The 24,413-nt window shown below is 61.9% G+C and carries 21 protein-coding genes and 1 pseudogene; 13 read left to right on the top strand and 9 right to left on the bottom strand.

Annotated features, from left to right (window positions below; translation table 11 throughout):
- The first annotated feature begins 12 nt into the window (after positions 1–12).
- Entirely contained in the window at positions 13–1,341 is a 1,329-nt protein-coding gene (locus tag J6525_RS37925; RefSeq protein ID WP_225648457.1) for a Rieske 2Fe-2S domain-containing protein, read from the top strand.
- A 5-nt stretch (positions 1,342–1,346) separates the two neighbouring features.
- Positions 1,347–2,399: an ABC transporter substrate-binding protein gene (locus tag J6525_RS37920; RefSeq protein WP_225648456.1), complete on the top strand. Its 1,053-nt coding sequence runs from the start codon at positions 1,347–1,349 to the stop codon at positions 2,397–2,399.
- 21 nt (positions 2,400–2,420) lie between these two features.
- Here the strand turns inward: J6525_RS37920 and J6525_RS37915 are convergent, their stop codons facing one another.
- Genes J6525_RS37915 through J6525_RS37890 form a run of 6 tightly spaced genes read right to left on the bottom strand, consistent with a single transcriptional unit; the run spans position 2,421 to position 9,035 of the window.
- Complete coding sequence (locus tag J6525_RS37915; protein ID WP_225648455.1) at positions 2,421–3,539, bottom strand: ABC transporter ATP-binding protein; 1,119 nt, start codon at positions 3,537–3,539, stop codon at positions 2,421–2,423.
- 18 nt (positions 3,540–3,557) lie between these two features.
- A complete protein-coding gene (locus J6525_RS37910) occupies positions 3,558–5,321 on the bottom strand; it encodes an ABC transporter permease (RefSeq protein WP_225648454.1) in 1,764 nt (587 codons plus the stop codon).
- A gap of 7 nt (positions 5,322–5,328) precedes the next feature.
- Positions 5,329–6,345: an ABC transporter substrate-binding protein gene (locus J6525_RS37905; RefSeq protein WP_225648453.1), complete on the bottom strand. Its 1,017-nt coding sequence runs from the start codon at positions 6,343–6,345 to the stop codon at positions 5,329–5,331.
- A gap of 46 nt (positions 6,346–6,391) precedes the next feature.
- The gene (locus J6525_RS37900; RefSeq protein WP_225648452.1) at positions 6,392–6,805 is read right to left on the bottom strand and encodes a Rieske (2Fe-2S) protein; all 414 of its coding nucleotides are present in this window, start codon (positions 6,803–6,805) and stop codon (positions 6,392–6,394) included.
- Positions 6,805–7,908 carry an amidohydrolase family protein gene (locus tag J6525_RS37895; RefSeq protein WP_225648451.1) on the bottom strand — a complete coding sequence of 368 codons (1,104 nt, stop codon included), beginning with the start codon at positions 7,906–7,908 and terminating at the stop codon, positions 6,805–6,807. Before J6525_RS37895 ends, J6525_RS37900 begins: the two co-directional genes overlap by 1 nt.
- Positions 7,905–9,035 carry an amidohydrolase family protein gene (locus J6525_RS37890; protein ID WP_225648450.1) on the bottom strand — a complete coding sequence of 377 codons (1,131 nt, stop codon included), beginning with the start codon at positions 9,033–9,035 and terminating at the stop codon, positions 7,905–7,907. The genes J6525_RS37895 and J6525_RS37890 overlap by 4 nt, the downstream gene beginning before the upstream one ends.
- Before the next feature lie 146 nt (positions 9,036–9,181).
- Between J6525_RS37890 and J6525_RS37885 the strand changes: the two genes are divergently transcribed.
- Entirely contained in the window at positions 9,182–9,685 is a 504-nt protein-coding gene (locus J6525_RS37885; protein WP_225648449.1) for a MarR family winged helix-turn-helix transcriptional regulator, read from the top strand.
- Between the two features lie 296 nt (positions 9,686–9,981).
- Positions 9,982–10,205, top strand: a pseudogene (locus J6525_RS37880) (type III glutamate--ammonia ligase); the annotation flags it as partial.
- 162 nt (positions 10,206–10,367) lie between these two features.
- Here J6525_RS37880 and J6525_RS37875 read toward each other — a convergent pair.
- Together J6525_RS37875 and J6525_RS37870 are read right to left on the bottom strand one after the other, a co-directional pair.
- Positions 10,368–10,763 (bottom strand): alpha-amylase family glycosyl hydrolase, encoded by a 396-nt coding sequence (locus J6525_RS37875; protein ID WP_225648448.1) that lies wholly within the window; start codon positions 10,761–10,763, stop codon positions 10,368–10,370.
- Between the two features lie 476 nt (positions 10,764–11,239).
- Positions 11,240–12,178, bottom strand: coding sequence for an acetamidase/formamidase family protein (locus J6525_RS37870; protein ID WP_225648447.1), 939 nt, complete (start codon positions 12,176–12,178; stop codon positions 11,240–11,242).
- Between the two features lie 101 nt (positions 12,179–12,279).
- Here J6525_RS37870 and J6525_RS37865 point away from each other — a divergent pair, with 101 nt between their 5' ends.
- The 9 genes from J6525_RS37865 to J6525_RS37825 all read left to right on the top strand — a co-directional run bounded on the left by J6525_RS37865 (position 12,280) and on the right by J6525_RS37825 (position 21,686).
- Positions 12,280–12,705: a transposase gene (locus tag J6525_RS37865; protein ID WP_225159596.1), complete on the top strand. Its 426-nt coding sequence runs from the start codon at positions 12,280–12,282 to the stop codon at positions 12,703–12,705.
- A gap of 359 nt (positions 12,706–13,064) precedes the next feature.
- Positions 13,065–14,222 (top strand): substrate-binding protein, encoded by a 1,158-nt coding sequence (locus tag J6525_RS37860; protein ID WP_225648473.1) that lies wholly within the window; start codon positions 13,065–13,067, stop codon positions 14,220–14,222.
- A 218-nt stretch (positions 14,223–14,440) separates the two neighbouring features.
- Positions 14,441–15,277: a branched-chain amino acid ABC transporter permease gene (locus tag J6525_RS37855; protein WP_225159598.1), complete on the top strand. Its 837-nt coding sequence runs from the start codon at positions 14,441–14,443 to the stop codon at positions 15,275–15,277.
- Entirely contained in the window at positions 15,270–17,102 is a 1,833-nt protein-coding gene (locus J6525_RS37850) for a branched-chain amino acid ABC transporter ATP-binding protein/permease (protein ID WP_225648446.1), read from the top strand. The genes J6525_RS37855 and J6525_RS37850 overlap by 8 nt, the downstream gene beginning before the upstream one ends.
- 50 nt (positions 17,103–17,152) lie before the next feature.
- The gene (locus J6525_RS37845) at positions 17,153–17,806 is read left to right on the top strand and encodes a branched-chain amino acid ABC transporter ATP-binding protein (RefSeq protein ID WP_376708617.1); all 654 of its coding nucleotides are present in this window, start codon (positions 17,153–17,155) and stop codon (positions 17,804–17,806) included.
- 11 nt (positions 17,807–17,817) lie between these two features.
- A complete protein-coding gene (locus J6525_RS37840) occupies positions 17,818–18,000 on the top strand; it encodes a hypothetical protein (RefSeq protein WP_225159605.1) in 183 nt (60 codons plus the stop codon).
- Between the two features lie 10 nt (positions 18,001–18,010).
- Positions 18,011–19,405 (top strand): amidase, encoded by a 1,395-nt coding sequence (locus J6525_RS37835; RefSeq protein WP_225648444.1) that lies wholly within the window; start codon positions 18,011–18,013, stop codon positions 19,403–19,405.
- A 40-nt stretch (positions 19,406–19,445) separates the two neighbouring features.
- Positions 19,446–20,315, top strand: coding sequence for a nitrilase family protein (locus tag J6525_RS37830; RefSeq protein ID WP_225648472.1), 870 nt, complete (start codon positions 19,446–19,448; stop codon positions 20,313–20,315).
- 429 nt (positions 20,316–20,744) lie between these two features.
- A complete protein-coding gene (locus J6525_RS37825; protein ID WP_225648443.1) occupies positions 20,745–21,686 on the top strand; it encodes an IS481 family transposase in 942 nt (313 codons plus the stop codon).
- Between the two features lie 676 nt (positions 21,687–22,362).
- Here the strand turns inward: J6525_RS37825 and tnpC are convergent.
- Positions 22,363–24,012 (bottom strand): IS66 family transposase, encoded by a 1,650-nt coding sequence (gene tnpC / locus J6525_RS37820; protein WP_225648442.1) that lies wholly within the window; start codon positions 24,010–24,012, stop codon positions 22,363–22,365.
- Positions 24,013–24,413: the final 401 nt, after the last annotated feature.

Raw genomic sequence — 24,413 nt, 5'->3', positions numbered from 1 at the left:
AGGAGGTTCGCTATGTCGAAATCGACTGACGGCCAGGATCTGACGCTGGTTGGCCCAGGCACGGTCATGGGCGAGATGATGCGGCAATACTGGATCCCCGCCGCGCTCTCTTCGGAACTACCAGTCGACGGTGACCCGATGCGCTTGATGCTGCTTGGCGAGCAGCTGATCGCCTTCCGTGACAGCTCGGGCCGGGTTGGCGTGCTAGACCATCAATGTCCGCACCGCTGCGCCTCACTGTTCCTTGGCCGCAACGAGCGCGACGGCATCCGCTGCGTCTATCACGGCTGGAAATTCGACGTTGAAGGCCGCTGCCTCGAAATGCCGAACGTCCCTCCCCCGCAGGATTTCAAGGAAAAGGTCCGTGCAAAAAGCTACAAGGTGCGCGAAAGCGCCGGTCTCATCTGGGTCTACATGGGCGCACGCGCCGACGCACCGCCGATGCCGATGCTCGAGGCACTGTTCGTCCCCGAGCAGGATTTGACGGTCACCATTCTGCAGCGGGAGGCCAACTGGCTGCAGGGCCTCGAAGGCGACATCGACACATCGCATTTCGGCTTCCTGCACGCAGGCCATATCAACCCTGACGATTTCGAGGAAGGCCATCCAGCCCGGCACACCGTCTCCAACCGCGCACCGGAGTACAAGGTCACCGAGACCGACTGGGGAACGATGTACGGTGCGTTTCGGCCGGAAGCGAACGGTCAGATGCACTGGCGCATGGCGCATTTCTGCCTGCCGTTCTGGACCCAGACGCCGAACGCCGATTTCGCCGACCATGTGGTCGCGAAGGCCTGGGTACCCATGGACGACACCCACACGATGCTGATCTCGATCTATGGCGGCCGCGCCAAGGGCGCGACCTACTCAAGCTCGAAGTTGAAATCCGGCGGCGGCATCCCGGGAGCCGACGGTCTCGACTATCTGCCCAACACCACGGACTGGTTTGGACGCTGGCGTCCGGTCCAGAACATCGGCAATGACTGGCAGATCGACCGCGAGGCTCAGCGCACCAACATGATCTACACCGGCATCCGCAACATCGTGATGCAGGACCAGGCCGTCACGGAAAGCATGGGACCGATCGTTGATCATACCAAGGAACATCTCGCGCCGAGCGACGTGATGATCTCGCGGACGAGACGCCGCCTGCTCAACGCGGCACGGGCATTCGCCAATGATGGCACCGTGCCATCGGGCGTTGACGATGCCGAGGTGTTCTTCAACGCGCGCGCAGGATCGTACTACGCGGACGCGAAGATCGACTGGCTCGAGGCCTATCAGGACAAGTTGAAGACCGCCATTCGCTGGCGCGCACCGAACCAGCAGGCGGCGGAGTAGCGCCGATGTCCGTGCCGGATTGGAAGGAGCGCGGGCGCATCACGCGCCGCGCTGCGGTGTTCGGGCTGACGGCCTCCCCGATCCTGCCAACGATCATGGCCCCGGCGCGAGCGGACGAGCAATGGTCCGCACTCGTCGCCGCGGCAAGGAAGGAAGGCCGCGTGGTTCTCTACAGCGCCTTCGTCGGCCTTGCTGCGCACAAGGAGCTCAAGAAGGACTTCGAGTCCGCCTACGGAATCACCGTGGACATCCTCGAAGCACGGGCAAGCGAGGTCCGGGAGCGTATCCGCATCGAGCAGGCCGCAGGTCGCAACGCAGCCGACGTCTCCGAAAACGGGCGGACCACGACCACGCTGCAGATCAAGGAGGAGCGCGTTTTCGAGCCGCACGGTCCGCTCCCCAGTCTCGGCCGTCTCAAGGCCGATTTCCCAACCGACGGCATGCGGCTACCGATTTTTGCGATCGTCTACGGCATCCTGGCGAACACCATGCTGGTCAAGTCGGCGGACGAACCGAAGAGCTGGCTCGACCTGACGGACCCGCGCTGGAAAGGCAAGATTCTCAGCGACGATCTGCGGACGCTGGGCGGCGGCGGCGTGCTGTTCTCCGTCCTGCAGGACCTCTACGGCCGCGGCTTCCACGACAAGCTCGCCCAGCAGGAACTGAAGTTCAGCAGGGAGATACCCGCCAACGAGCGGCGGGTGGCCCGCGGCGAGCTCCCGCTCTACATCCCTGACAGCCTGACATCACTGCTCGAACTCAAGGGCCTGCCGGTCAAGTTCATCGCGCCCAAAGAGGGACTGCCCTATGTCGGCTACGATCTCGCATTGCTGAAGAATGCGCCGCACCCCAACGCTGCACGGCTGCTGATGGAGCATTACCTCGGCAAGACGATGCAGCAGAGCCTGGCGAAGCTCGGCCTGCTGCCGACCACAACCGATGCGCTGACAGGTGTCGATCCGGCAGTGGCGCAGATCGAGACCACCAAGCTTCTCGGCACCACGGATCCCGAACGCATGAACGAGATGCTGTCCCTGGCTCAGCAGATCTATCGCTGAGAGACATCCAGGCGCGACCGGCTACGAGCCTGTGCCGACCTGCTCCGCCACCGCCCAGGCCGACCGCTGCGGAACGAGGACGGTCACATTGTCGCCGACCGAGAAGTCGCCGAACGATGGCGCATCGACATTGAGGCGGCCGTCGTCGGTTTGCACGACGACTGACCGGGTCGGTCCGCGGAAGATCGTGTGCGCAATCTGCCCGGACCACCGAAGCTCATGGTCTTTGCGGGCCGCATCGGGCGGTGCGATACGGGCGTCTTCGGGACGAACCATCACGGTCACGGCCTGCCCAGGCCTGATCTCGCTTGCCGACTCGCATGCTCCACGCCAGCCTTTTCCGACGACGTCGAGCCGCACACGGTGGTCGTCGATCCGCGCGCAGGCCTCGACGCTGGCCTCGAGCAGGTTCGGTGTTCCAAAGAACGCCGCCACAACCCGATTTGCGGGGTAGCGGTAGATCTCCTCGGGCGCTCCGACCTGCTGGATCCGGCCGCGATCCATCACCACCACGCGATCGGACAAAGCCATCGCTTCCGCCTGATCATGCGTCACGTACAGGCTCGTCATTCCTAGCCGCTTCTGGATCGACCGGAACTCGTCGCCCATCTGCAGACGAAGCTTTGCGTCCAGATTGCTGAGCGGCTCGTCGAGCAGCAGCACCTTGGGTTCGAAGACGAGGGCCCGCGCGATCGCCACCCGCTGCTGCTGGCCTCCCGACAATGCCGGCGCCGGCCGCTCGGCAAAACTCGCCATCTCGACCAGGCGCAACGCCTTGCCGACCAGGTCGCCGATCTCAGCCGTGGATTTGCGTCTCACTCGCAGCGGGTACGCGACATTCTCGAAAACCGTCATATGCGGCCAGATCGCATATGACTGGAACACCATGCCGAGCCTGCGGCGCTCCGAGGGAACGAAGAGGCCGCGCCCCGCGTCGCTGACGACTTCGTTGCCGATGCTGATGCGACCGCCGGTATTTTGCTCGAGGCCTGCGACCATCCGCAGCGTCGTGGTCTTGCCGCACCCCGAGGGCCCCAGCAGGGTCACGAATTCACCCTCACTGACGCGCAGATCGACTCCGTCAACCGCGACGAAATCACCGAAGTCGCGGCTCACCTTTTCAAGGACGACATTCGACATGGCATGATCCAGGCCCGGTCACATTCCACCGATGCGGCTGTTGATGAACTTGAGTTGAACCCATCGGAAGATGATCACGAGAACCATCATGATGAGCCCGATGACACTGACCTGCTCCGCATTGCCGTTCGCCCACAGCTTCAGCAAGACGACCGACAACACCTCGGAGCCGACTGAATAGAGCAGAACGGATGCGCTCAGTTCGCGCATGATGCCGAAGAACACCAGGACCCAGCCGACCGCGAAGGACGGCCACGCCAGCGCGAGAACGATGCGCCTCATCGTCTGCAGCCAGCTTGCGCCGTGCACCCGGGAGCACTCCTCGAGATCGAACGAAAGCTGCGCATATGCGCTTGACATGGCGCGCACCGAAAGCGGCGTCCCGAGCGAGATGTAGGCCAACAACAGCGCCCAGATCGTACCGTAGATCGGAATGCTGTGAGGCAAGAGTGCAAACCCCCAGAGAAACCCGACGCCAAGGACGATGCCGGGCATCATCCAGGGCAGCCAGGCCATCGAATCGATCAACAGCCGGCCGCGCCATTTCGTACGGACCGAGACATAGGCGACGGTTGCGCCGAGCAACATGGTCAAGGTGGCCCCGACCAGACCCAGCAACATCGTGTTGTTGAACCCGCGCCAGAATTCGCTGCTGCCGAATACCTCCCGGTAGTGCTCGAGCGTCAGCATGTCCCACTGATAGAATCCGAAGAACTTGAAGAACGAGCCGATGACAAGTTGGCCGACCGGGAGAACCACCGTCACTACGAAGAATAGAACGCAGAACGCAAAGGTTGCCCATCGCCATGCGCCGAGTTTCATCACCGAAGGCGAATAGCCCTTGCCGGTGATGGTCTGAAAGCTGCGGCCGCGCAGCATCCGCCGCTGCAGGAGGACGATCAGGAACAGCAGCGCCATGATGACGAAGCTGATCGCGGTTGCATACTGATATTGCGGCGGCGACCGCTGGTTGATCGAATCGTAGATGTCGGTAGTGATGACCCGAATTCCGGCCGGCGAGCCGAAGAACAGTGGCGATTCGAAATTTTCGATGCCGCGAATGAAGCTCAGAATGGCCGCGCCGGTCAGCGCCGGCAGCATGAGTTGCAGGGTGACCGTACGAAAGGTCCTCAGGCGCGACGCTCCGCACATCGTCGCCGCCTCTTCGAGACTCGGATCCATCGCGCGGAACGCGTCGACGATGAGGAGAAACAGGAACGGCACCGAATACTGCATCATATGCCAGACCACGCCGCCATATGAATAGACGTTGATCGGCGCGGTCTCGGATCCCGTGATCCATTGATAGAGTTGGTTGAGCAACCCGACCTGCGGGTTGCCGAGCATGCCCCACGCCATCGCAGTGAGGATGGGGGGAATGAAGAATGGAAGCGTGATCAGGACTTCCAGCGCGCCCCGGAACGGCGTGTCGGTTCGCGCCAGAATCCAGGCGAGCAAGACGGCTAGGACCACGGAAGGAATGGTCTTGGCCAGTGAAATGCCGATGGTGTTGAGGAGTGTCACCGCGCTCTGCAGTGTGATGACATCGCGATAGCCATCCAGGTTGAATGTTCCGGCCATCCCGGGCGGCGTCGAATGCAGGCTGCCATAGAGCAGCATCGACAACGGATAGACGGAAAGGAAGGCGAGAATGGCGACGAGCAGAGCGAGAGCAGTCACGCGGCCCGCTGCAGTCGCCTGCAGCCACCGCCCGAGCCCGCTCGGGGCGGCCGAGCGCCTCTCGACCAGGTCGTTCACTCCCTCTCCGGTTGAAATGCTCATGGCCCTCTCAGGGATAGAGCTTCTTGGCGAGGTCCATCATCGAGGTACGCTCAGCCAGTTTTGCGGGACCGATGATCTTGGCGTTCACGAACTGCTGCGCGTCCGGATTGGCGCGCTCGGCAGCCGCAGCGTTCACCGGCAGCATCCAGGCATTGGCGTAGAGCAGTTGCGCCTCGACGCTGAGGAAGTGGTCGATGAACAAACGCGCGGCATTGGGATGCGGCGCGTTCCTGAGCACCGCGAGATCCATCTCCGCGTAAGGTGCGCCCTCCTTCGGAATCACGACTTTCACGGGCAGACCCTTCAGATCGGAGGTGAAGGCAAAGATCTGCGGGATATAGATCGCATACTCGCCGCGCGCGACGCGGCGGGCGTCGTTTCGCATGTCGCGGCTGAACACGGGCTTTTGCTCGGCGAGCTTCTGGTTGAAGTCGGCGCCCATGGTTTTTTCCAGGATGGCGAACATGGTGTTTCCGCTGCCGAGCGGCCGCATATCGTCCGAGAGGATCTTGCCCTTCCATTTGGGATCGTTGAGATCATTCCAGCTGGTCGGAATGTCCTGCTCCTTGACCAGCCGGGTGTTGATGAGGATACCCATCGGCTGCATGAACGCCGGGACGCTGTATTCATTGGCCTTGAAGGGCGGCCGCAGATGGGCGGCATTCGGAATCGGCGGCAATTTCTGCACGAAATCGCCGTTCTTGAGTTGCTCCTCGATCATGGTCGTCGTGACCATTTCCGCGTCACCCAGGAAGCGGCCGGCCGCCTGCTCTGTGCGGATGCGCTCGGCAAGCTCGCTCGCGCGCAGGTCGAGGCTCTCGACCGAAATTCCGTACTTTCCTTCGAACGACTTTAGCACGTCCTTGAAGTAGGGCGCGCCCAGGGCCATGTTGTAGACGACAACCTTGCCTTCCTTCTTGGCGGCCTCGACGACCTTGTCCCAAGAACCGTCGTCGGCTTGCGCGGCGCTCAACAGACTGAGAAGACAGGCGGCAACCGCCGGCATCACTCGCTTGAACAACACGTTACTCCTCCCAAAATCTTTTATTCGCTATTTGCTTCGCCGGTCCTCAGATCTCCAGGACCACATATTCCTTGTCGATGGTGACCTGGAACGTTTCGGCGCGTAGCTCGCCTTCGATCAGCGCCCCGCCGGGCTCGACCTTCAGCTTATAACTCCGCACCGTGGTGCGATCAGGCTCGCACCACGACCGCCCGGTGCGCAGATCGAATTCCCAGCCATGCCACGGGCAGCGCAACAACTCGCCACGACGGCTGTATCGATAGTCGCCCGGACCTGCTGCCTCGACGAGCCCGACGATGCGCCCCTTGCACAGCGACGCTCCCTCGTGCGGACAACGATTGCCGACGGCGAAATATTCGCCCTCGACATTGAAGATGCCGATCTCGCGTCCATTGACCTGGACCAGCAGGCGCTGACCCGGCGGGATCTGATCCACGGTCGCAACCACATGCCTCACCATCAGTCCAGCCTGTAGAACTTGCGGGCATTCTCGTAGAGAAGCTGCTCGCGCTGGGCTTGCGTGAGGTTGGCGCGAAACGCGTAGCGCGGATCGTCGAAATCCCAATGCGGGTAGTCGGTAGAGAACAGCAGCCGGTCCCAGCCGATCCGGTCGAACAGGTCGATCAATTCGGCTGACGTCGCCGGCTCTTCCATCGGCTGCGTGCTGAACCACACCTGCTCGCGCACATACTCCGACGGTGGCTTCCTCACGTGGGGAACCTCGCTGCGCAGGCGCGCCCAGTGCTTGTCCATGCGCGCATTGAGTGATGGCACCCAGCCGAGGCCACCCTCCATGATGACGACACGCAGTTCAGGAAAGCGCTCCAAGACACCTTCGAACACGAGACTAGCCACCACTGCCTGCATGGTCTGGGCGACCGAGTGATGTTCCTCCATGTAGTAGGATGTCCACCCTCCGCCGGTCGACGGATGCCCATTGGTGCCGCCGACATGAATCGTGATCGGCAGGTTGTTTCGCACTGCCGCCTCATAGATCGGCCAGTAGCGCCGGCGGCCCAGCGGCTCATCTGTCTTGGGCAGGATCAGGATCTGGGTGAAGTTGGGATCGCCTCCCCTGGCGTCGATCTCGGCGACGGAGGCAACCGTGTCCTCCTGGGCGACCAGCACCGAGGCCCGCAACCGCGGCTCCTGCTTGACCCAGCGTTCGACTTGCCAGGTGTTCATCGCGCGGGTCAGTGCGGCGCCGAGGTCGAGATTGCGCTGGCTTCCCGGATTCCAGCGCAGGGGAATCAACATGCCGACCTCAATCCCGTTCGGATCGAGGTGCTGCTTCCGCATCAATTCAAGGCTCGATCCCGGCGGCCCGCCTTCCTCGGGATAGGCATCGATCCGCGCAGCGTCAGGCGACATGCGCGGATGCGACAGCGCCTCGGAGAAGGCGTGGCGCAGGTGGCTGCCATAGACCGACAGATGCTCGATCCATCGTCTTTCCAGATAGGGGTGCACCTCGGTCCAGGACGTCATCGCCGGATGGATGTCGCAATCGATGACTTTCAGCTTGTAGGTCGAAGGCCGCGGTCGCTCGAGTTCAACCGTGCTCATGGCACAACCTCCACGACCTGATCGGCCTTGGCCAATCGCGAGTAAGTGGCAAGCGCATTGTCGCTGGCGATCTTGCGGAACAGCCCGTCAGGGAGCCGGCCGGAGAGGACCGCATCCCCGTCGAAATGCCAATGCGGATAGTCCGTCGAGAACAGGAACAACTCATCCGACTTGATGTGATCGGCGAGCCGCATGATGGCCTCGCCGTCGTCCGCCGCATCGACCGGCTGGACTGTGAAGCGGACGTTGTTGCGGATGATCTCCGACGGCGTGCGCGTGACCCAGGGGACCTCGGCCCGCACGCCCTTCCAGGTCTTGTCGGCGCGCCAAATGAACCCACTCAACCATGTCAACCCGGATTCGATTGCGACGACCTTGAGCCGGGGAAATTTCGCGAACACGCCCTCCGATATCAGGCTTTGCAGTTGGCTCTCGAACGCGGCGGATTGCGCCACGTAGTCCTCGACATAGTGGGATGGCCACCCGATGGCGGTCGGCGCATATCGATAGGCGCTGCCTGCGTGAATCCCGATCACCAGGCCGAGACGCTCGGCTCGCTCGTAGATCGGCCAGAGATGGCGTCGGCCCAGCGTCGTTTCGCCGGACGCCAGCATGAGCACCTGCACGAACCGGAAGTCGTCGGCACGGCGATCGATCTCCGCCACCGCGAGCTCCGCATTATGCGATGGGATCACGATCGAGGCGCGCAGCCGCGGATCGTGGTTGAGCCAGCGATCCCTGATCCAGTCATTGGTCGCCCGGCAGAACGCAGCCGCCATGTCCTCGCTGTGAAAGACCTGCGCGCCGTAGAGGCAGTTCAGGATCCCATAGCGCGGCCGAAACCGATCGAGCACATGGCCTTTCATCGCCTGGAGCGATGAGCCCGCTTTCGCGCCACCCTCGAGAGCCCAGTCCGGGCGACACGACAGCGGCGAGTTCTGCGGATAACTCGTCAGACTCAGATTGAGACGATCGAGCGCGCGGACGGAGACCATCTCGCGCCAATAGTCGTCCAGATACGGCAGGAGGGCGCCCATCCCGGGCACCGCCGGATGAAGATCGCAATCGATTGCCCCGGCATACGTCCTCGCCTGATCAAGACCGGCGACCAAGCCGTTTCCTTCCATGTCGCTCTCGCCACTTTTTTCTTTGAATTGGGAGATTGGATCCTATGTTGATATATCAATAAATGTTTTGTCAAGAAATTTGCTCTGGATCAATGCGCCGCAAAAGTGAGACTTTGGGGGAAGATTTACTGAGGGAGATTGCTGGAATGCCTGCGGCCAAGAAGCTCGAGGTTGAGCAAGCGTCGAACGACCGCGCGCGCATAGCCGGAACGCTGGCGCGCGAACATTTGGCCGTGCTGGTCTCGACCATCGGCATGCGCCTCAATAGAGGCGCGACTGCGTATTATCGCTCGGTCTGGAACATTGGCGCGGTCGAGTGGCGCCTGATCATGACGCTCAAGAGCATTAGTTCGCTCAATGTCAGCGAGTTGTCGGACGCTGCGGATATCGACAAGGCTGCCGCTAGCCGAAGCCTAGCGATCCTGGAGGAACGTGGGCTCGTATCGGTAGAACAAACACGGTCGCGTGGCAGAGCTGCGATCGCCAAGCTGACGGCCGAAGGTCGAAAATTCGCGGTCAAGTTGACGGAAGTCTCACGCGAACGAGACGCACGACTTTTCAGGGAATTCACCCCGTCCGACAAGGAGAGACTACGCGATCTCCTGCACCAGCTGTCCCGCTCGCTCGAGAAAGCCGATTGGGAGCACTGACCGCGGTCAATGCTCTCCTCGATGAGGCGATCAGATGCTTTGTCGTTCGCCGTCAGGAGCGGGCCCTGATCGAACTTCGATCATTTCACAAGACACCTGGAATTTCCGTCACTCCAGCCCCGCGGACGACAGACGTACCGCCACTTGAAGTCTCCGAGTGCAGACCGTTCAAGGTAACGGATCCCGCGCAGAGCTCGGCGAACTCGCGGGTGATCGACCGACGTCGAATCCAGAAGAGCTTCGTCGAGCCGTCGGCCGGCATGCATCGCCTGTCTGCTCCACGAACAGCCGATCGCAAGCGTCTTGATATCAACATGTATACCGACGGTCACCTCGTAAAGGACGTGAAGAAGCTGCCGCTCACTTACTCGACGCGTTGCGCGCACTGGAAGGCTCCAAGCTGCTCTGCGAGAGCCTCGGCGCCTACGTTCCCGCCTTTCTAAAGCTGAAGCATCAGGAGTCGAGCGATTTTTCACGTCATCTGACCCGGTGGGAGCGAGAGACGACCCTGGACTGCTGAGCGCGCCGCAACTTCCTCTGTGCCGTTTCATCAAGGCTCTGGATTCCAGTAGCGCACGACCCCTCCTTCTTGAGCACGACCTTTTCGAGAAGCGCAACCACCGATAGCGACATTCGCCGACTCAACGTCACGAGCTGGTGGTGGCCTTCGAAGGTCGCACAGTCAGCGCTCCTTTCCACCCGCCGGCCAGGTCAAGCGGAACCAAGAGACCTCCGGCGATCGCGGGCCGCCGGTGACGACGTGCTGGAAGCGCGAAGCTTCGCGGCCGAAGTGATTGAACACGCCGTCGAGAACGACGCGCAAGCCGTGATGACAGGTCGCTTCGATGAATGCATCGAAGTCCGCATTGTCCCCATGGAGACGCACGCGGAGCTCTAGGCGACAATCGGATTCACGACCGAACTCGATTCGTCGATCGTTCAAACAGTCGTTCCGGGCGGCATGCCACAACGCAAGCGAGCGTTGGGAGATGAACGTCCCTCCCTTGCAGATAATCGAAGCTATCGAGGTTCTGTGGTTCCGCTTGATCAGTAGCTGAGAAGTAAGCTGGTGCGCCATCGGTTCATTCGATCACACGCAAGGCCGCTTGCCGGACGGCGTAGCCGCGCTGGCGGCATCTTGACAGCACGCCAAACCACCCGTCTGCGCGATCAAAGACACCTTTAGTCGCGGCGCCGCTCGCTCCCACTGCTATGTACCAGCCATACAGCCGGCTCCGCATTTAAAGTGCCGCCCTCTTCGTCAGCTCGGTTGACCAGAAACGACTGTGGAGGCCCGATCCGCAGCTTGTCTGGTCTGCCCATAAGGGCCGACGCAGCCGCAATCACATCGACGGGCAGCTACGGGCGAAAGTCGACTTTGGCGTCGGATCGACCTATGTCGGCATTTCGGCGAATAGTGATTAACCCTGTCGAGCCGAGCGTTGAAACCCCCTTGATGCTCGCCTTTGTTCAGCAGCGACGCGCGACACAGAACAGGTGCCACATGTAGGTCAGCCAAGCTTTAAGGCGCACTACGATAGCGCAAGCAAATCGCTACAGAAGCGCTTTTGGTAACAACATGTGGATGCCCTTGTTGCCATCGACGAGCTGGGTCACGCGCAGATTGCCAGCCAGCGAGCACAGCATGTAGGCCTCGTTGCGAGTCAGATTGGTGCGTGCGCAAACGTGCCGGACCATTTCCCTTACTGCCTGCTTGGCGGCGTCATCGAGATCCTCGTCAAGACCGATCGACATCAGATGGGTCACGCTTTCCGCGAACGGCCAGCGTATCTCCATGTCCTTGCGCACGGTGAGGCGGAACGTTCCAGTCACGCCGGTCTCAAGAGCGGTGATGCAGACTTCGCCATCGCCCTGCACCGCATGACCATCACCGGCGAAGAACAGGGCACCTTCGTTGAATATGGGCAGATAGAGCGTCGTGCCCGCACGCAATTCCTTGTTGTCCATGTTGCCGCCAAACGCGCGCGGCACCGGCGAGCCGCAGCGGCCCCAGCTCGGCGGCGGCGCGGTGGCAATAATCCCGAAGAACGGCTCAAGTGGAATTTCGCTTCCCCAAGGCATGATGCAGACGTTGCGCTTCCGATCGATCCGTGGATGGATGGTCTCGTATTCCGTGAACTCGTCGGGCAAGGTCCCGAGCAGCGGCAGGATAGATACAAAGCCCCAGTCCTGCCGGACCTTCACGTCGAGAATGTCGATCTGCAAGGCGTCGCCGACAGCGGCGCCTCGGACATAGACGGGGCCGGTTATGAAATGCGATCCCGGCCCGGGTGGCAGCGCTTCGAGCGCCGCCAGATAGTCAGGTGCAACCAGACTTAGATCATCCGGCAGGGTCTCCTTCCCTCCTGACGGAAAGCTGTGAAGCGTCACGGTGTCGCCGGAGCTTACTTCCAGGACCGGCGGCGTGGCGCTATCAAGGTATCCCCATACCATATTTTTGTGGGCGCTTGAGATCTCGTGGCGGCGCGGCATTAACTGGCTCCGGCGGATTGCATAGGACAACGGCTGATCGTCACATCCGGCCCCTCTTCGCACAATGGGCGAGACGTTTGCCGGCGCTAAGATATAGTCGCATGCGCATCGACGAGACGGAGCATCCCATGAGGCGTTCCCGATTCACAAATAGTGAGATACTCCAGCTGCTTGGGGAGGCCAGCGCAGGTGTTCCCGTGGCCGAGATCTGCAGCACGTCCGGCATTACCCCGCGCACCTTCTATCGCTGGCGCCGCCAATTTGGCGGGCTCGACGTTCCGGCGGCAAGGCAGATGAAAGATCTGGCTACGGAGAACCTGCGGCTGCGCGGCTTAGTCAGCAATTTGTTCGAACAGTTGCGGAGACCTGACGACCGCCCCGCGGAAGCCAAGCCTGCGTCCGCAATAACAGTCCATCGGACTGCCGAAGAGAAGGCGCGCGATCAGACGCGCGCCAGCCGCATCGCCGCAGCGAAATGCGGTGGCGCACTCACGGGCCACTTCGCCGCAGTTCGCGGCAACCGCTGACGCGTGCTCGGCGGAGTTGCGGGACATCGCGATCGTGCGCGCCCGGTACGGTATCCTTGCTTCCACATTCGGCTCGCCGCAATATTTTTGTGCGATGCATCGCCAGCCTGAACGCCCGCATGGCGTCGGCTTGAGCACACAAAGCGCTTGTTTCCAGAGGCGAAATCGCGAGCGATGCGCCAAGCAACCTGACTTTATGTCACTGTGAGCGACATAAAGACTAAGGCCGACCAAAATTCGCGCAATTCCGTCGCTTATTTCTGCTTGCCGCACTTTTGAGCCGCAGTAGGCTTTTGCTTGGCGTTTCGGCTCAAGCGGGGAGTTTCACGGCCATGGTCAATCATGTGCGTTCAAATGCGATGTTGTCGAGATTGGGAACGGGCGCGGTCGTTGTCACACTGGTGCTGACGTCGAGCTTGGCTGCGAACGCCCAGGATACAATCAAGATCGGAATCCCTACCGGCCTTTCCGGAGCGAACAGCGTGGTGGCGCCGTCGGTCGTGCAGTCGGCAGAACTCGCCGTCGATGAGATCAACGCGACCGGCGGCATTCTCGGCAAAAAGGTCGAGCTCGAGGTCGCCGATGACGGCTCGGGCGCAGCCGGCGCGCAGAAGGCTGCCGACTCGCTGATCTTCCAGAAAAAGGTCAATGCGCTGATCTCGATGCAGACGAGCGCAGCCCGCAACGGCATGCTCCCGGTCGTCACCCGCGGCAAGGTCCCATACATCTACACCTCGCTCTATGAGGGTCGCTCGTGCAACAAATATCTCTATGCAGACGGTGCCGTCCCCGAACAGATGGTCGGCCCGATCGTTGACCACTTCATGGACGCGTTCAAGGCCAAGACTTTCTTCTTGGTCGGCAGCGACTACGCGTTCGGACGCGGCATGCTGGCCTTTACCAAGGCCTACATCGAAAAGAAGGGCGGTAAGGTCGTCGGCGACGAATATCAACCGATGGACGCCACCGACTGGACCGCGATCATCTCCAAGATGCGCAGCGCCAATCCGGACGCTGTGATGTTCTCCACCGCCGGCGGCGCTCCCAACGTCACCTTGCAGAAGCAGTACAAGGCGGCCGGCATGAAGGCCGTCGTCGGCAATCTCAGTGTCGACGAGGGCACGGCGAAGACGATGGCGGCCGACGCCGACGGTGTGTTCATCTCCGCTTCCTTCCTGACCAACATCGATACGCCTGCCAACCAGAAGTTCATGGCGGCCATGAAGGCGAAGTTCGGCGGCAAGCTGCTGACGCCCAACGACCTGTCAGTGCCACAATACGACGCCGTCTATCTCTACAAGGCGGCCGTCGAAAAGGCGAAGAGCACTGCGGTGGATCCGGTGGTCGCGGCGCTGGCCGAAGTATCGTTCGACGGTCCCCGGGGCAAGGTGCAGATGAACGCGCAGCGCCACGCGCCGCTCACGATGTATCTGGGTCAGGTGCAGTCCGACGGTTCGGTGAAGATCGTGAAGAGCTTCCCGAACGTCAACCCGGGCGAGCAGTGCCCGAAGCTCTGATCCCGCGGGGAGCGTGATTGGGTTCGTCAATGTAGCACGTGTGAGCGGAGCGACATGCCGGTCCAGTTCCGAGCGTCGCTCTCGCTCCGTTGGGCCACGACATTTCGCTCCAGACGATTGCGCGTGCTAATGAGCGGTGCCAGACTCCCCCATTCCTCTAATGCACCGAAGTGGCTCATGGCGCTCTTCGGCGGCATCGAAGCCGAGCGGAGACCGGCATGACCGCCCTCATCCTCGACATCATCACCACCGCCGCGATCCTGTTTGCCGTCTCAGCCGGGCTTCTCATCATTCTGGGCGTACTCAAGATCGTGAATTTTGCCCATGGCGGCTTCCTCACGATCGGCGGCTATTCGGGCCTCGTGGTGACGAATCTTGGTTTGAATCCCTGGTTCGCCTATCCGGCAGCAGCGATCGCGGGCGTCGTGCTCGGCGCCGTCGTCGAGCGCTTCATCATCCGGCCGCTGTACGACCGTCCGCTCGATGCGATTCTGGCAACCTGGGGGCTCGGCATCATCATTGGCCAGGTCATCACCATCATCTTCGGTCGCGAGATCCAGTTCGTACAGACACCGATCGCCGGCGCCACCAGCTTGCTCGGTCAGACCTACTCGTTCTATCGCTTGTTTCTCATCCTTGCGGCTGCGCTGATCGCGGGCGGCATCGCAGCGTTGTTCAACGCGACCCGGCTTGGCCTCGAAGCGCGCGCGGTGATCATGAACGAGCCCTTGGCGCGTGGCCTCGGCATCAATAGCGGCCATGTCCGCTTCGTCACCTTCTGCATCGGCGCGGGCCTTGCGAGCCTCGCCGGTGCACTGATCACGCCGCTCTCCAGCGTCGATCCGAACATGGGCGTTCCCTGGCTCGTCAACGCGTTCATGCTGGTGCTGGTGTCGTCGGTCTCGCTTGTCAGCCTTGCGACCGCTGCGATCACGCTCGGCGGCGCGCAGGTGCTGGTTTCCACCTACATAAGCCCTGTCATCGGCGGACTGACGATCGTGGTGCTGGCCGCCCTCCTCCTGCGCATCCGGCCCGCGGGGTTCGGTCATGGCTGATCTCACGACCACAACGGCGACGCTGCCCGTGCGCGTCGCCTCCACTCGGCTCCGCTTCGTCGGCTCGATCGCGCTGCTCTGCATCGCAGCCGCCGTCGCAGGCCCCTATGTCCTCGACTCCTATACTGTCAACATCATGGTGCGGTCATTCCTGTACGCAGCAACCGCGCTGACAGTCGATATCCTCTGGGGTTACACCGGCATCCTCACCTTCGGCCAGGCCGCCTTCTTCGGCATCGGCGCCTACGCCGCCGGCATCACCTTCACCTACATGGATTTCTCGCTGCAAACCGCGGTGCTGGCCCTGTTCGCCGGGATCGCGGTATCGGCTGTGGTGGCCGCCATCACCGGGTGGGTCTCCTTCTTCTACGGCGCCTCGCCGCTCTACGTCGCCATCGTGACCCTGGCGTTGCCGATCATCTTCGTGCAGGTACTCTACTCCGGTGGCACCTTCACCGGCTCCTCCAGCGGCCTCGTCGGCTATAACACCTTCGACCTGTCGGTGGAGGCCTGGTTCACGATCTGCGGTGTCGGCCTCGTCGTGCTGACGACGGCCGCATGGTTCTTTGTCAACAGCGATTTCGGCCGCGTGCTAGTAGCGATCCGCGAGAATGAGCAGCGCTGCACCTATCTCGGCATCAACGCGCCCCGCATCAAGATCCTGCTGATGGTGGTGATGGCGATGATCGCCTCGATCGCCGGCTATGCCTATGCTGGCTATACGGTGGTGGTTGCGCCAGAGATCGGCAGTTTCGTGTTCGGCACCGAGCTCGTGATGTGGGTCGCGCTAGGCGGACGCGGTACGCTGGTCGGCCCCGTGCTCGGCACTGTCGCCATCGACGTGACGAGCGCCTATCTGTCCGGCAATTTGCCCTATGTCTGGAAGCTGATCGTTGGCTCCATCTTCGTGCTGGTCATCGTCGCGCTGCCCCAGGGCATCGCACCCGTGATCCGGAGCGCCTTGCGGCGGCTGTGGTCGGCAACCAGCGGCCGCGACGTTGCACCAATGCTTGCGGTGCCTGCCCTCGTTGAGGCCAGCGAAGGACACCGCGTCGGCACCGGCTCGGATGCGCCAGCGCTTGACATTGCCGATCTGGCGCGCTCTTACGGCAGCCTCAAGGTGCTTGAAGGGGTCACGTTCAAGGCGCTGGGCAGTGAATTACTTGGCATCATTGGTCCGAATGGCGCCGGCAAGACCACGCTGATGCGCTGCCTTTCCGATGGTTTCGAGCGAACTGATGGCACAGTTGCGGTGTTCGGACGGGCGATTGCGCGCACACCGCCACAAGCTGTGGTGGGCTTCGGCATTGGCCGAAGCTTCCAGGCCACCAGCCTGTTCGAGACGCTGACGGTGGCACAATGCCTGCGCCTTGCCCGTCATCGGCTGGACCGCGCCAACTTGCTGAGCCACGCGCCGACGCTCGCGCTGCCCGAGAGCGCCCGTCACGTTATCACCGCGACCGGACTCGACCGCGAGCTTGCAATCGAGTGCCGGCATCTGTCCCACGGCATGAAGCGCGCGCTGGAGCTTGCGATGGTGCTGGCACTGGAGCCGAGTGTGCTGCTGCTCGACGAACCGACCGCAGGCCTCACCAAGCCCGAGCGCACGCTGATCGGCGGCATCCTGGTCGATCTCGTCCAGCGCGCGGGATTGTGCACGCTGATCATCGAGCATGACCTCGACTTCGTCCGTGAAATCTCGACCCGGATCATCGTGCTGCATCAAGGCAAGGTGCTCTTGGACGGATCGGTGGCGCAAGTCGTCGGCTCCGAGTTGGTACGGACGATATATGCGGGTGGCGCGCATGCAGAGGCGCGGCCATGAGCGAAACCGTCCTGGACATTTCCGATCTGAGCAGCGGCTACGGCGAAGCCATGGTGCTGCGCAACATCTCGCTCGGGATCCGTTCTGGTGAAATTTTCGCGCTGCTCGGCAAGAACGGCATGGGCAAGAGCACGCTGCTCAAGACCATCCTTGGGTTCGTCCCGGCCAGGCAAGGCAGCATCCGTCTGTTCGGCGAAGACATCACGACGCTGACCACGCATCTGATCGCGCGCAAGGCCATCGCCTACACGCCGCAGGAGCAGACGCTGTTCCAAGACCTGACGATCCGGGAAAATCTCAGGCTAGGCCTTCGTAGCGACCACGGCTTTGCCGAAGGATTGGCTCGTGTCAGCGATTATTTCCCGATCATCGGCAGACGCCTCAACCAAAAGGCCGGTACGTTGAGCGGCGGCGAGCAGAAGATGCTGATCGTGTCCCGCGCCCTGCTCGGCTCGCCGCGCCTGATGCTAATCGACGAAATCTCGGAAGGGTTACAGCCTTCCATGGTTCGGCACCTGTCGGAAATATTGCTGGCGGAGCGCAAGCGCGCCGGCACCACGATCTTCGTCGTGGAGCAGAACGTGCCGTTCGCCTTTTCCATGGCCGACCGCTACGCGGTGCTGAAGATCGGTGAAATCGCTGATGAGGGCGTGGCCGGCGACGAGCCTGCTGCGGCGCGCGTCCAAGAACAGCTGCAGTTGTGAGGGAGAGTTCGATGAATGAGTTGGACAGCCTCGTCGATGCGCTCGGCATCGACCTCGACGCCGAACGAAGGGCCGTCGTGCTCGCCGCCTTCCAGCCCATCGCGCAGGAAATCGCCAAGCTGCGGAGCCTCGACCTGACGGACATTCATCCCGCCGTCGTGTTCTCCCCACTGCCGGCCGACCGACAAGGCTGAGGCACTCTCGATGCAAGGCAATCCTATCACGCGCTCCGTCGCCGAACTCTCAGCCGACCTCCGCACAGGAAAATTAAAAAGCGTCGAGCTCGTCGAGAATGCGTCGGAACGCATCAAGGCGCTCGATCGCAAGCTGGAAAGCTTCGTCTTTACCGCAGACGATGCGCACGCCCAGGCGGCAGCTGCAGATCGGGAAATTGCAGACGGCCACTGGCGTGGCCCGCTTCATGGCGTGCCGGTGGCGGTGAAGGACAATTACATCACGACCGACATGCCGACTACCGCCGGCACCGCGACTTCCGACATGAACTTCGCGAGAGCTGATTCAGCTGCTGTCGCCAAACTCCGCGCGGCCGGCGCAATCATCATCGGCAAGACGCGCATGCATGAATTCGCTTGGGGCAATGTGACGCCGCCATCCAAGAATCCGTGGGACATGAGCCGCGTCCCCGGCGGCTCGAGCGGAGGATCGGGCGCGGCTGTCGCTGCCCGGATGGTCCCGATCGCGATGGGGTCGGACACCGGCGGCTCGATCCGCATCCCGGCCGCACTATGCGGCGCCGTTGGATTGAAGCCGACCTTCGGCCGCGTGAGCCGCGCCGGCATCGTTCCCCATAGCTGGTCACTCGACCATGCCGGCCCACTCTCCTATACGGTCGCCGACAGCGTCCATGCCCTCAACGCCATTTCGGGTCACGACCCTGATGATCCCGGCTCCGCCCACGCCGACGTTCCGGATTTCACGAGAGGGCTTAACCAGCCAATCGCCGGCCTTCGCGTCGGCATCTGCCGTAACCATTTCTTCGAGAGCAACCAATCCGACGTCGATGCCGCCATCGACGCGGCAATCGGCTTCTATCGCGATGCCGGCGCTCGTCTGGTCGAATTCGAGTTGCCGGTCCTCGCTTATGGTCTGGGCGCGATCTTCGCGATCGAGCTGTCGTCCTCCACCGCCTATCACAGCCGCAACCTGGCAAGCGGCCTGGTCAAAGGCTTCACTGACGACGTGCGCACGCTGGTCGAAATGGGCCGGCTGGTCACAGGTCCGGATTACCTCAAGGCCGAGCAGCTCCGCCGCGTGCTCATCGACGATCTTGCGAAAATCTTCACCGATGTGGACGTCATAATCGGCCCCACCTGCCCACTGACGGCATGGCCGATCGGCGAATGGACTGTACGCGTCGGCGCGAACGATGAGAGCGTACTCGCGGCCTCCTGGCGGTTGACTTACCCCTGGAATCTCGCCGGACTGCCGTCGATCTCGCTACCTTGCGGTTTCGATAGCGCCGGACTGCCGATCGGACTGCAACTTGCAAGCCGCCCTTTTGATGAGATGACCCTGATCCGTGCCGCAGATGCCTATGAGCGCGCGCATGGCTGGAAGGACATGTATCCCATTATCTGAGGATGCGCGAGATCCGACAAACCCCGACGGAGTGCTTGCCATGCACGCGGAAAGCCCGATCAAGGTAGCCTGTATCCAGATGGAGCCGAAGATTGGCGAGAAGCAAGCCAATGTTGCACGCTCGCTGGAGAAGATCACTGAAGCGGCAGCTAACGGCGCGCAGCTGGTCGTGCTACCCGAGCTCTGCAATTCAGGCTATGTCTTCGCTTGCCGCCGAGAGGCTTTCGCGCTGGCCGAGCCTGTGCCCGATGGTCCGACGACAAGAGCCTGGCTGGAAGCAGCTCGCCGCCACGACCTCGTAATCGTCGCCGGCGTCTGCGAGCGGGCAGGTGACGCGCTCTACAACAGTGCTGCAATCGCTGGGCCCGACGGCTACGTCGGCACCTATCGCAAGGTACACCTGTGGGGCTCGGAAAACCTGTTCTTCGAACCCGGCGATCTCGGCGTTCCCGTCTGGAAGACCAAATTCGGCCGCATGGCCGTGGCGATCTGTTACGATGGCTGGTTTCCGGAAACCTACCGTCTCGCCGCGCTGCAGGGCGCCGACATCCTTTGCGTGCCGACCAACTGGGTGCCGATGCCGGACCAGCCCGCGAACACGATGGTCATGGCGAATATCCTCGCCATGAGCGGCGCCCATTCCAACAGCATGTATGTCGCCGCCGCCGACCGTGTCGGCGTCGAGCGCAACCAGCCGTTTCTGGGATCGAGCCTGATCGTAAGCCACACCGGCTTCCCGTTAGCCGGTCCTGCCAGCAAGTCCGACGAAGACATCATCTATGCAGAGCTGAACTTGTCGGACGCCCGCAGCAAGCGCGTGCTTAACAGCTTCAATCAGCCCCTGCGCGATCGCCGCATCGATCTCTACGACGAAATGCTCGGCACTGGCATCAAGCGTGGCTGGTATTGATTATGATCTTCTGCCTTAGCAAAGCTAAGGGACCGCGGCTCCCTCGCACATCATCAGCGTGCCACGCAGCACAAACGAGCCGACATTGCACCCCGCTCCCCATCAAGTTTTCCGAGCAAAGACTAGTAAACCACTGCAAACAGACGCCTTTACCTTCACGCAAACGAGTTTGGTCAGCGCGCTAGGAACTCCCCCTCCCCCATCCTGTAAATGGGGTCAGCACACGCAGTCACGCCACAGCAAACATGCGATGAGCCGAGCGCCTCGGAGGTCGATCCATCGCTGTCCGAAGCGCGAAGTTTCGCGGTGATGGTTGTCCGCTGGCGCCCAGAGGGTTTCCTCCTTGACTAGGTGTTTGGTCCCTGCTGATTGGTTTGATGGAATCGGTGTAGAACGAGGCGTGGCCTTTGTCAGGGAGCACCTCGGGTCATGGAACTGAGCCTGCACGCGAACGCCACGACGACACCGAAGACGCGCGCCTATATCCAGCGCAGCCGGAAGTCGGTCGCCGAATTGGCGACGGAACTGGGGGTCAGCGAGACCACGATCTATCGTTGGCGCGACCGCACGACGGTCGAAGATCGCTCGCACCGGCCGAAGAACCTGGTGACCAGCCTGTCGGCTGTCGAAGAAAGGGCGGTTTGCGAGCTGCGGACGTCGCTGCAGTTGCCGCTGGATGACATCGTCGAGGTGATGCAGCGATGCATCAATGCCAAGCTGTCCCGCAGCGCCATTCACCGCTGCCTGCAGCGCAATGGCATCAGCCGGCTCGCCAAGCCTGACAAACCCAAGGTCGGCATCTTCGAGACCGCCAGCATCGGCTTCATCCATATCGACGTGAAGTATCTGCCGTCCCTGCAGCGCCGCACCAGCTATGCCTTTGTCGCCATCGACCGCGCCACCCGCTACGTCTTTGTCGAGATCCATTCCAGGCGGGACGGGGCCACCGCGACCGGTTTCCTTAAGCGCTTCCTGGCTGATTTTGCGCACCAGGTTCACACTATCCTCACCGACAACGGTGCCGAGTTCACCGACCGCTTCGCCGTCGACAAGAAGAACAAGCCGCCCGGGAAGCCTTCCGGCGACCACCCCTTTGATCAACTCTGCCGACAGTGCGGCATCCAGCATCGCCTGACCAAGCCCTACCATCCGCAGACCAACGGACTCGTCGAACGTTTCAACCGGCGCATCGCCGAAGCCATTGGCCGCGAACAAAAGCGCGGCAGCGCCCGGCGGACCTTCATCGACCATGCCGATCGAGACACCTTCATCGCCAAATTCGTCCACGACTACAACCGGACTCGCCTCAAATGCCTCGGCTACCAGGCCCCGATCCAGGCCGTTGCTAAACTCACGGGACTGAACAACTAGGCAGGGATTTCCTCTCGAAATCTCGGCTTATTTTGTTCGTCAGGCCTATACTCGTATCGAGCTGGGCATCTGCCAGAAGCGAAGGCGGCTGATCGCCGAAGGTTAGGGGGATCTCGCCACGCCTTGGCGGTGATGTTTTATTGCTTCTACATCAATGGCTAGGTGAATGATCCGGCCGGCCGAGGAATTCGGAATCACCGGGAACAGTCTGGCCAAGGTCTGCGACAGGCTGGACGTGCTTTATCCTCCGCGCGGCCCCTGGGCCAAAGAAGTAAGCCGGAAGCCGGTCGTCATACTTGAGCTTCCACCTCGGCGGGACGGGATCCCAAACACGGCAGGGAGGTATCTCTTTTTCGAACCAACCGACCACTCCTTGCTACGCCGAACACGACCCGTCTGTCTGAAGAGATTGAGCCTGCCATGCGGCGCATTCGGCCTGCCCGTCGTATAGAGAGTGGCCTATAGATCCGACGGCCTCATGTGACTGGTGACTACGTCCGCTTTGCTCCTATAGCGACCAAGTTCGTGCGGCAGCGCAATATGTCGCGATGGGCCAGAAGCGGAAGCCACAATTGGACAACATCTCCCCTACTAACATCAGCGATAAATATCGTAAGCATCCGGCGTGGGCCACAGACGGGTTAGTCGTCGCGTAGGAGCGTCATCAGTACGCAGATCACGCCGCTTGCGCAGCAGTCGCCGAAGTTGGCGTCCAATTCCAGGGCAGAAGCTCGTCAAGCTGATGCGCTGGGTGGGCGGCGATGCGGGCAAGGATATCCGCGAGCCAGGCCTGCGGATCGACGCCGTTCATTTTGGCCGTGACGATCAAGCTATACATGGAAGCCGCGCGCCGTCCGCCGCGATCAGAGCCGCAGAACAACCAGGATTTTCGTCCAAGAGCGATACCTCTTAATCCTCGCTCGGCGGCATTGTTCGAGAGACAGACGCGGCCATCCTCCAGGAAGAGCGTGAAGCTCGCCCAGCGCTTCAGGATGTAGTTGAACGCCTTCGCCAGGTCGTGCCCACGGGACAGCTTGGCGAGCTGCTCCCGCATATAGACCTGCAGGTCCTCGACCAGAGGCCGGCTCAGCGTCTGTCGCACCTCCCGGCGCCCTTCGGGGCTTCTGCCATTGATGGAGCGCTCGATCTCGAACAGCGCATCGATCCGCCGTACGACCTCAACCGCGATAGGCGAGAGCGGGATCTCCTTCTTGCCGGTGGCCTTGCGACGCATATTCTCTTCGATATCGGCCATGGCGAAGAATGGGCGCCGCGCATGGACCCAACACGCCGCTTCCCGGATCGGTCCAGGGTGGCGTCCCGCCAGATAGAGCTGGTTGTACCCGTCATAGGCGTCGGCCTGCAGGATGCCGGCATACCCCGCCAGATGCGCCTGGGGATGCTCGCCCCTACGGTCGCGGGAGTAGTAGAACATCGCCGCCGGCGGCCCGGCGCCGCCAAACGGCCGATCGTCCCGGACGTAGATCCAGCACCGTGCCGTATCGGTCTTGCCCTTGGCCAGCACCGGCACCGTTGTATCATCGGCATGCAGGCGCTCGGCCGCCATGACATGGGCTTCGAGGCGGCGCAGCAGGGGATCGAGCGACGCACAGACCGATCCCACGGCGTCCGCCATGGTCGACAGCGCGATCGGCACGCCTTCCAGGGCATAGCGCTCAGCCTGGCGGTTTAAGGGCTGATGTTGGCCGAACTTCTCGAACATGATCATGGCCAACAGGCTCGGGCCGGCCCATCCCCGCGCGACGGCATGGAACGGCGCCGGGGCCTGGCTGATCTTCTCGCAGTCGCGGCAGGAGAACTTTTCCCGGACCGTCTCGATCACCTTCCACTGGCGCGGCACCACTTCCAGTGTCCGGGTCACGTCCTCGCCGAGCTTGCGCAGACGATTGCCGCCGCAGCACTCGCAAGCCGTCGGCGGCTCGATCACCACTCGTTCGCGCGGTAAATGCTCAGGGAACGTCTGGCGTTCGCCGCGCTTGCGCGTAAATCCGCGCACCGTCGTTGCCTTGGCCGCAGCGCGCTCTGCCGCCAGCTCGTCTTCAGTGGCGTCGGCTGCCAATTCCTCGAACATCAACGCCAACTGCTCGATCAGGCGCGACGAACGCTCCGACCGCTGGCCGTAGATCTGATGCTTTAGCTTGGCTATCTGCAGCTTCTGCTGGACGATCAGCGCCTCGTCTTCCGATGCTTTCGCGCGGGCAACCGCGAGTTCAGCGGCGATCTCCAAAGCCTTCGCGCGCTCGACCGCCAGCGCCTGTTTCAGGGCGGCAACGTCATCCGGAATCGCGTCGCGATCAGCATCCATGCAACCCAATGAATCACAGATCGGGTGCGTTGGGACTCCTCAAAATAGCTCCACCTCCAGATTTCTGCGTCAGCCCGCGCTCTGTGGCCGCCAGGTTAGCTGTGGTAGGGTCGAGGACTGGCGCGCCGCACATCCAAGAGCCTTGGATGTGTACGTTTCCAGCCCCCGCCTCATCGCACGCAGCATGCGGATTTCCCGCACTACGCGCCCCCATTCGCTTCGCATCAAGGTTTATGGGACCTATCACGCTGGGCAGCTTTCGTCAGCCGTGTTTTACCCGGTAGTCGTTGAACAGCTTCAGGGTATCGTACAGCCATGATTTACTCCACTGCTCCCAGCCGAAGCCCTTTCGTTGCCGTGCCCGCGCCAGATGGCGCCTGACCTTCTTCTCCACCCAATCT

It is taken from the genome of Bradyrhizobium australafricanum (assembly GCF_020329495.1).
GTDB lineage: Bacteria > Pseudomonadota > Alphaproteobacteria > Rhizobiales > Xanthobacteraceae > Bradyrhizobium > Bradyrhizobium australafricanum.
This window is presented reverse-complemented; position numbering and strand designations above follow the sequence as displayed.

Bases quoted from the DNA above. Each gene is read 5' to 3' on its own strand.
- J6525_RS37885 (WP_225648449.1), top strand. From the start codon at position 9,182: ATGCCTGCGGCCAAGAAGCTCGAGGTTGAGCAAGCGTCGAACGACCGC.
- J6525_RS37840 (WP_225159605.1), top strand. From the start codon at position 17,818: ATGAATGAGTTGGACAGCCTCGTCGATGCGCTCGGCATCGACCTCGAC.
- tnpC (WP_225648442.1), bottom strand. From the start codon at position 24,012: ATGGATGCTGATCGCGACGCGATTCCGGATGACGTTGCCGCCCTGAAA.
- J6525_RS37865 (WP_225159596.1), top strand. From the start codon at position 12,280: ATGCGCATCGACGAGACGGAGCATCCCATGAGGCGTTCCCGATTCACA.
- J6525_RS37900 (WP_225648452.1), bottom strand. From the start codon at position 6,805: ATGGTGAGGCATGTGGTTGCGACCGTGGATCAGATCCCGCCGGGTCAG.
- J6525_RS37890 (WP_225648450.1), bottom strand. From the start codon at position 9,035: ATGGAAGGAAACGGCTTGGTCGCCGGTCTTGATCAGGCGAGGACGTAT.
- J6525_RS37925 (WP_225648457.1), top strand. From the start codon at position 13: ATGTCGAAATCGACTGACGGCCAGGATCTGACGCTGGTTGGCCCAGGC.
- J6525_RS37860 (WP_225648473.1), top strand. From the start codon at position 13,065: ATGTTGTCGAGATTGGGAACGGGCGCGGTCGTTGTCACACTGGTGCTG.
- J6525_RS37910 (WP_225648454.1), bottom strand. From the start codon at position 5,321: ATGAGCATTTCAACCGGAGAGGGAGTGAACGACCTGGTCGAGAGGCGC.
- J6525_RS37825 (WP_225648443.1), top strand. From the start codon at position 20,745: ATGGAACTGAGCCTGCACGCGAACGCCACGACGACACCGAAGACGCGC.
- J6525_RS37830 (WP_225648472.1), top strand. From the start codon at position 19,446: ATGCACGCGGAAAGCCCGATCAAGGTAGCCTGTATCCAGATGGAGCCG.
- J6525_RS37915 (WP_225648455.1), bottom strand. From the start codon at position 3,539: ATGTCGAATGTCGTCCTTGAAAAGGTGAGCCGCGACTTCGGTGATTTC.
- J6525_RS37855 (WP_225159598.1), top strand. From the start codon at position 14,441: ATGACCGCCCTCATCCTCGACATCATCACCACCGCCGCGATCCTGTTT.
- J6525_RS37875 (WP_225648448.1), bottom strand. From the start codon at position 10,763: ATGGCGCACCAGCTTACTTCTCAGCTACTGATCAAGCGGAACCACAGA.
- J6525_RS37850 (WP_225648446.1), top strand. From the start codon at position 15,270: ATGGCTGATCTCACGACCACAACGGCGACGCTGCCCGTGCGCGTCGCC.
- J6525_RS37835 (WP_225648444.1), top strand. From the start codon at position 18,011: ATGCAAGGCAATCCTATCACGCGCTCCGTCGCCGAACTCTCAGCCGAC.
- J6525_RS37845 (WP_376708617.1), top strand. From the start codon at position 17,153: ATGGTGCTGCGCAACATCTCGCTCGGGATCCGTTCTGGTGAAATTTTC.
- J6525_RS37895 (WP_225648451.1), bottom strand. From the start codon at position 7,908: ATGAGCACGGTTGAACTCGAGCGACCGCGGCCTTCGACCTACAAGCTG.
- J6525_RS37920 (WP_225648456.1), top strand. From the start codon at position 1,347: ATGTCCGTGCCGGATTGGAAGGAGCGCGGGCGCATCACGCGCCGCGCT.
- J6525_RS37870 (WP_225648447.1), bottom strand. From the start codon at position 12,178: ATGCCGCGCCGCCACGAGATCTCAAGCGCCCACAAAAATATGGTATGG.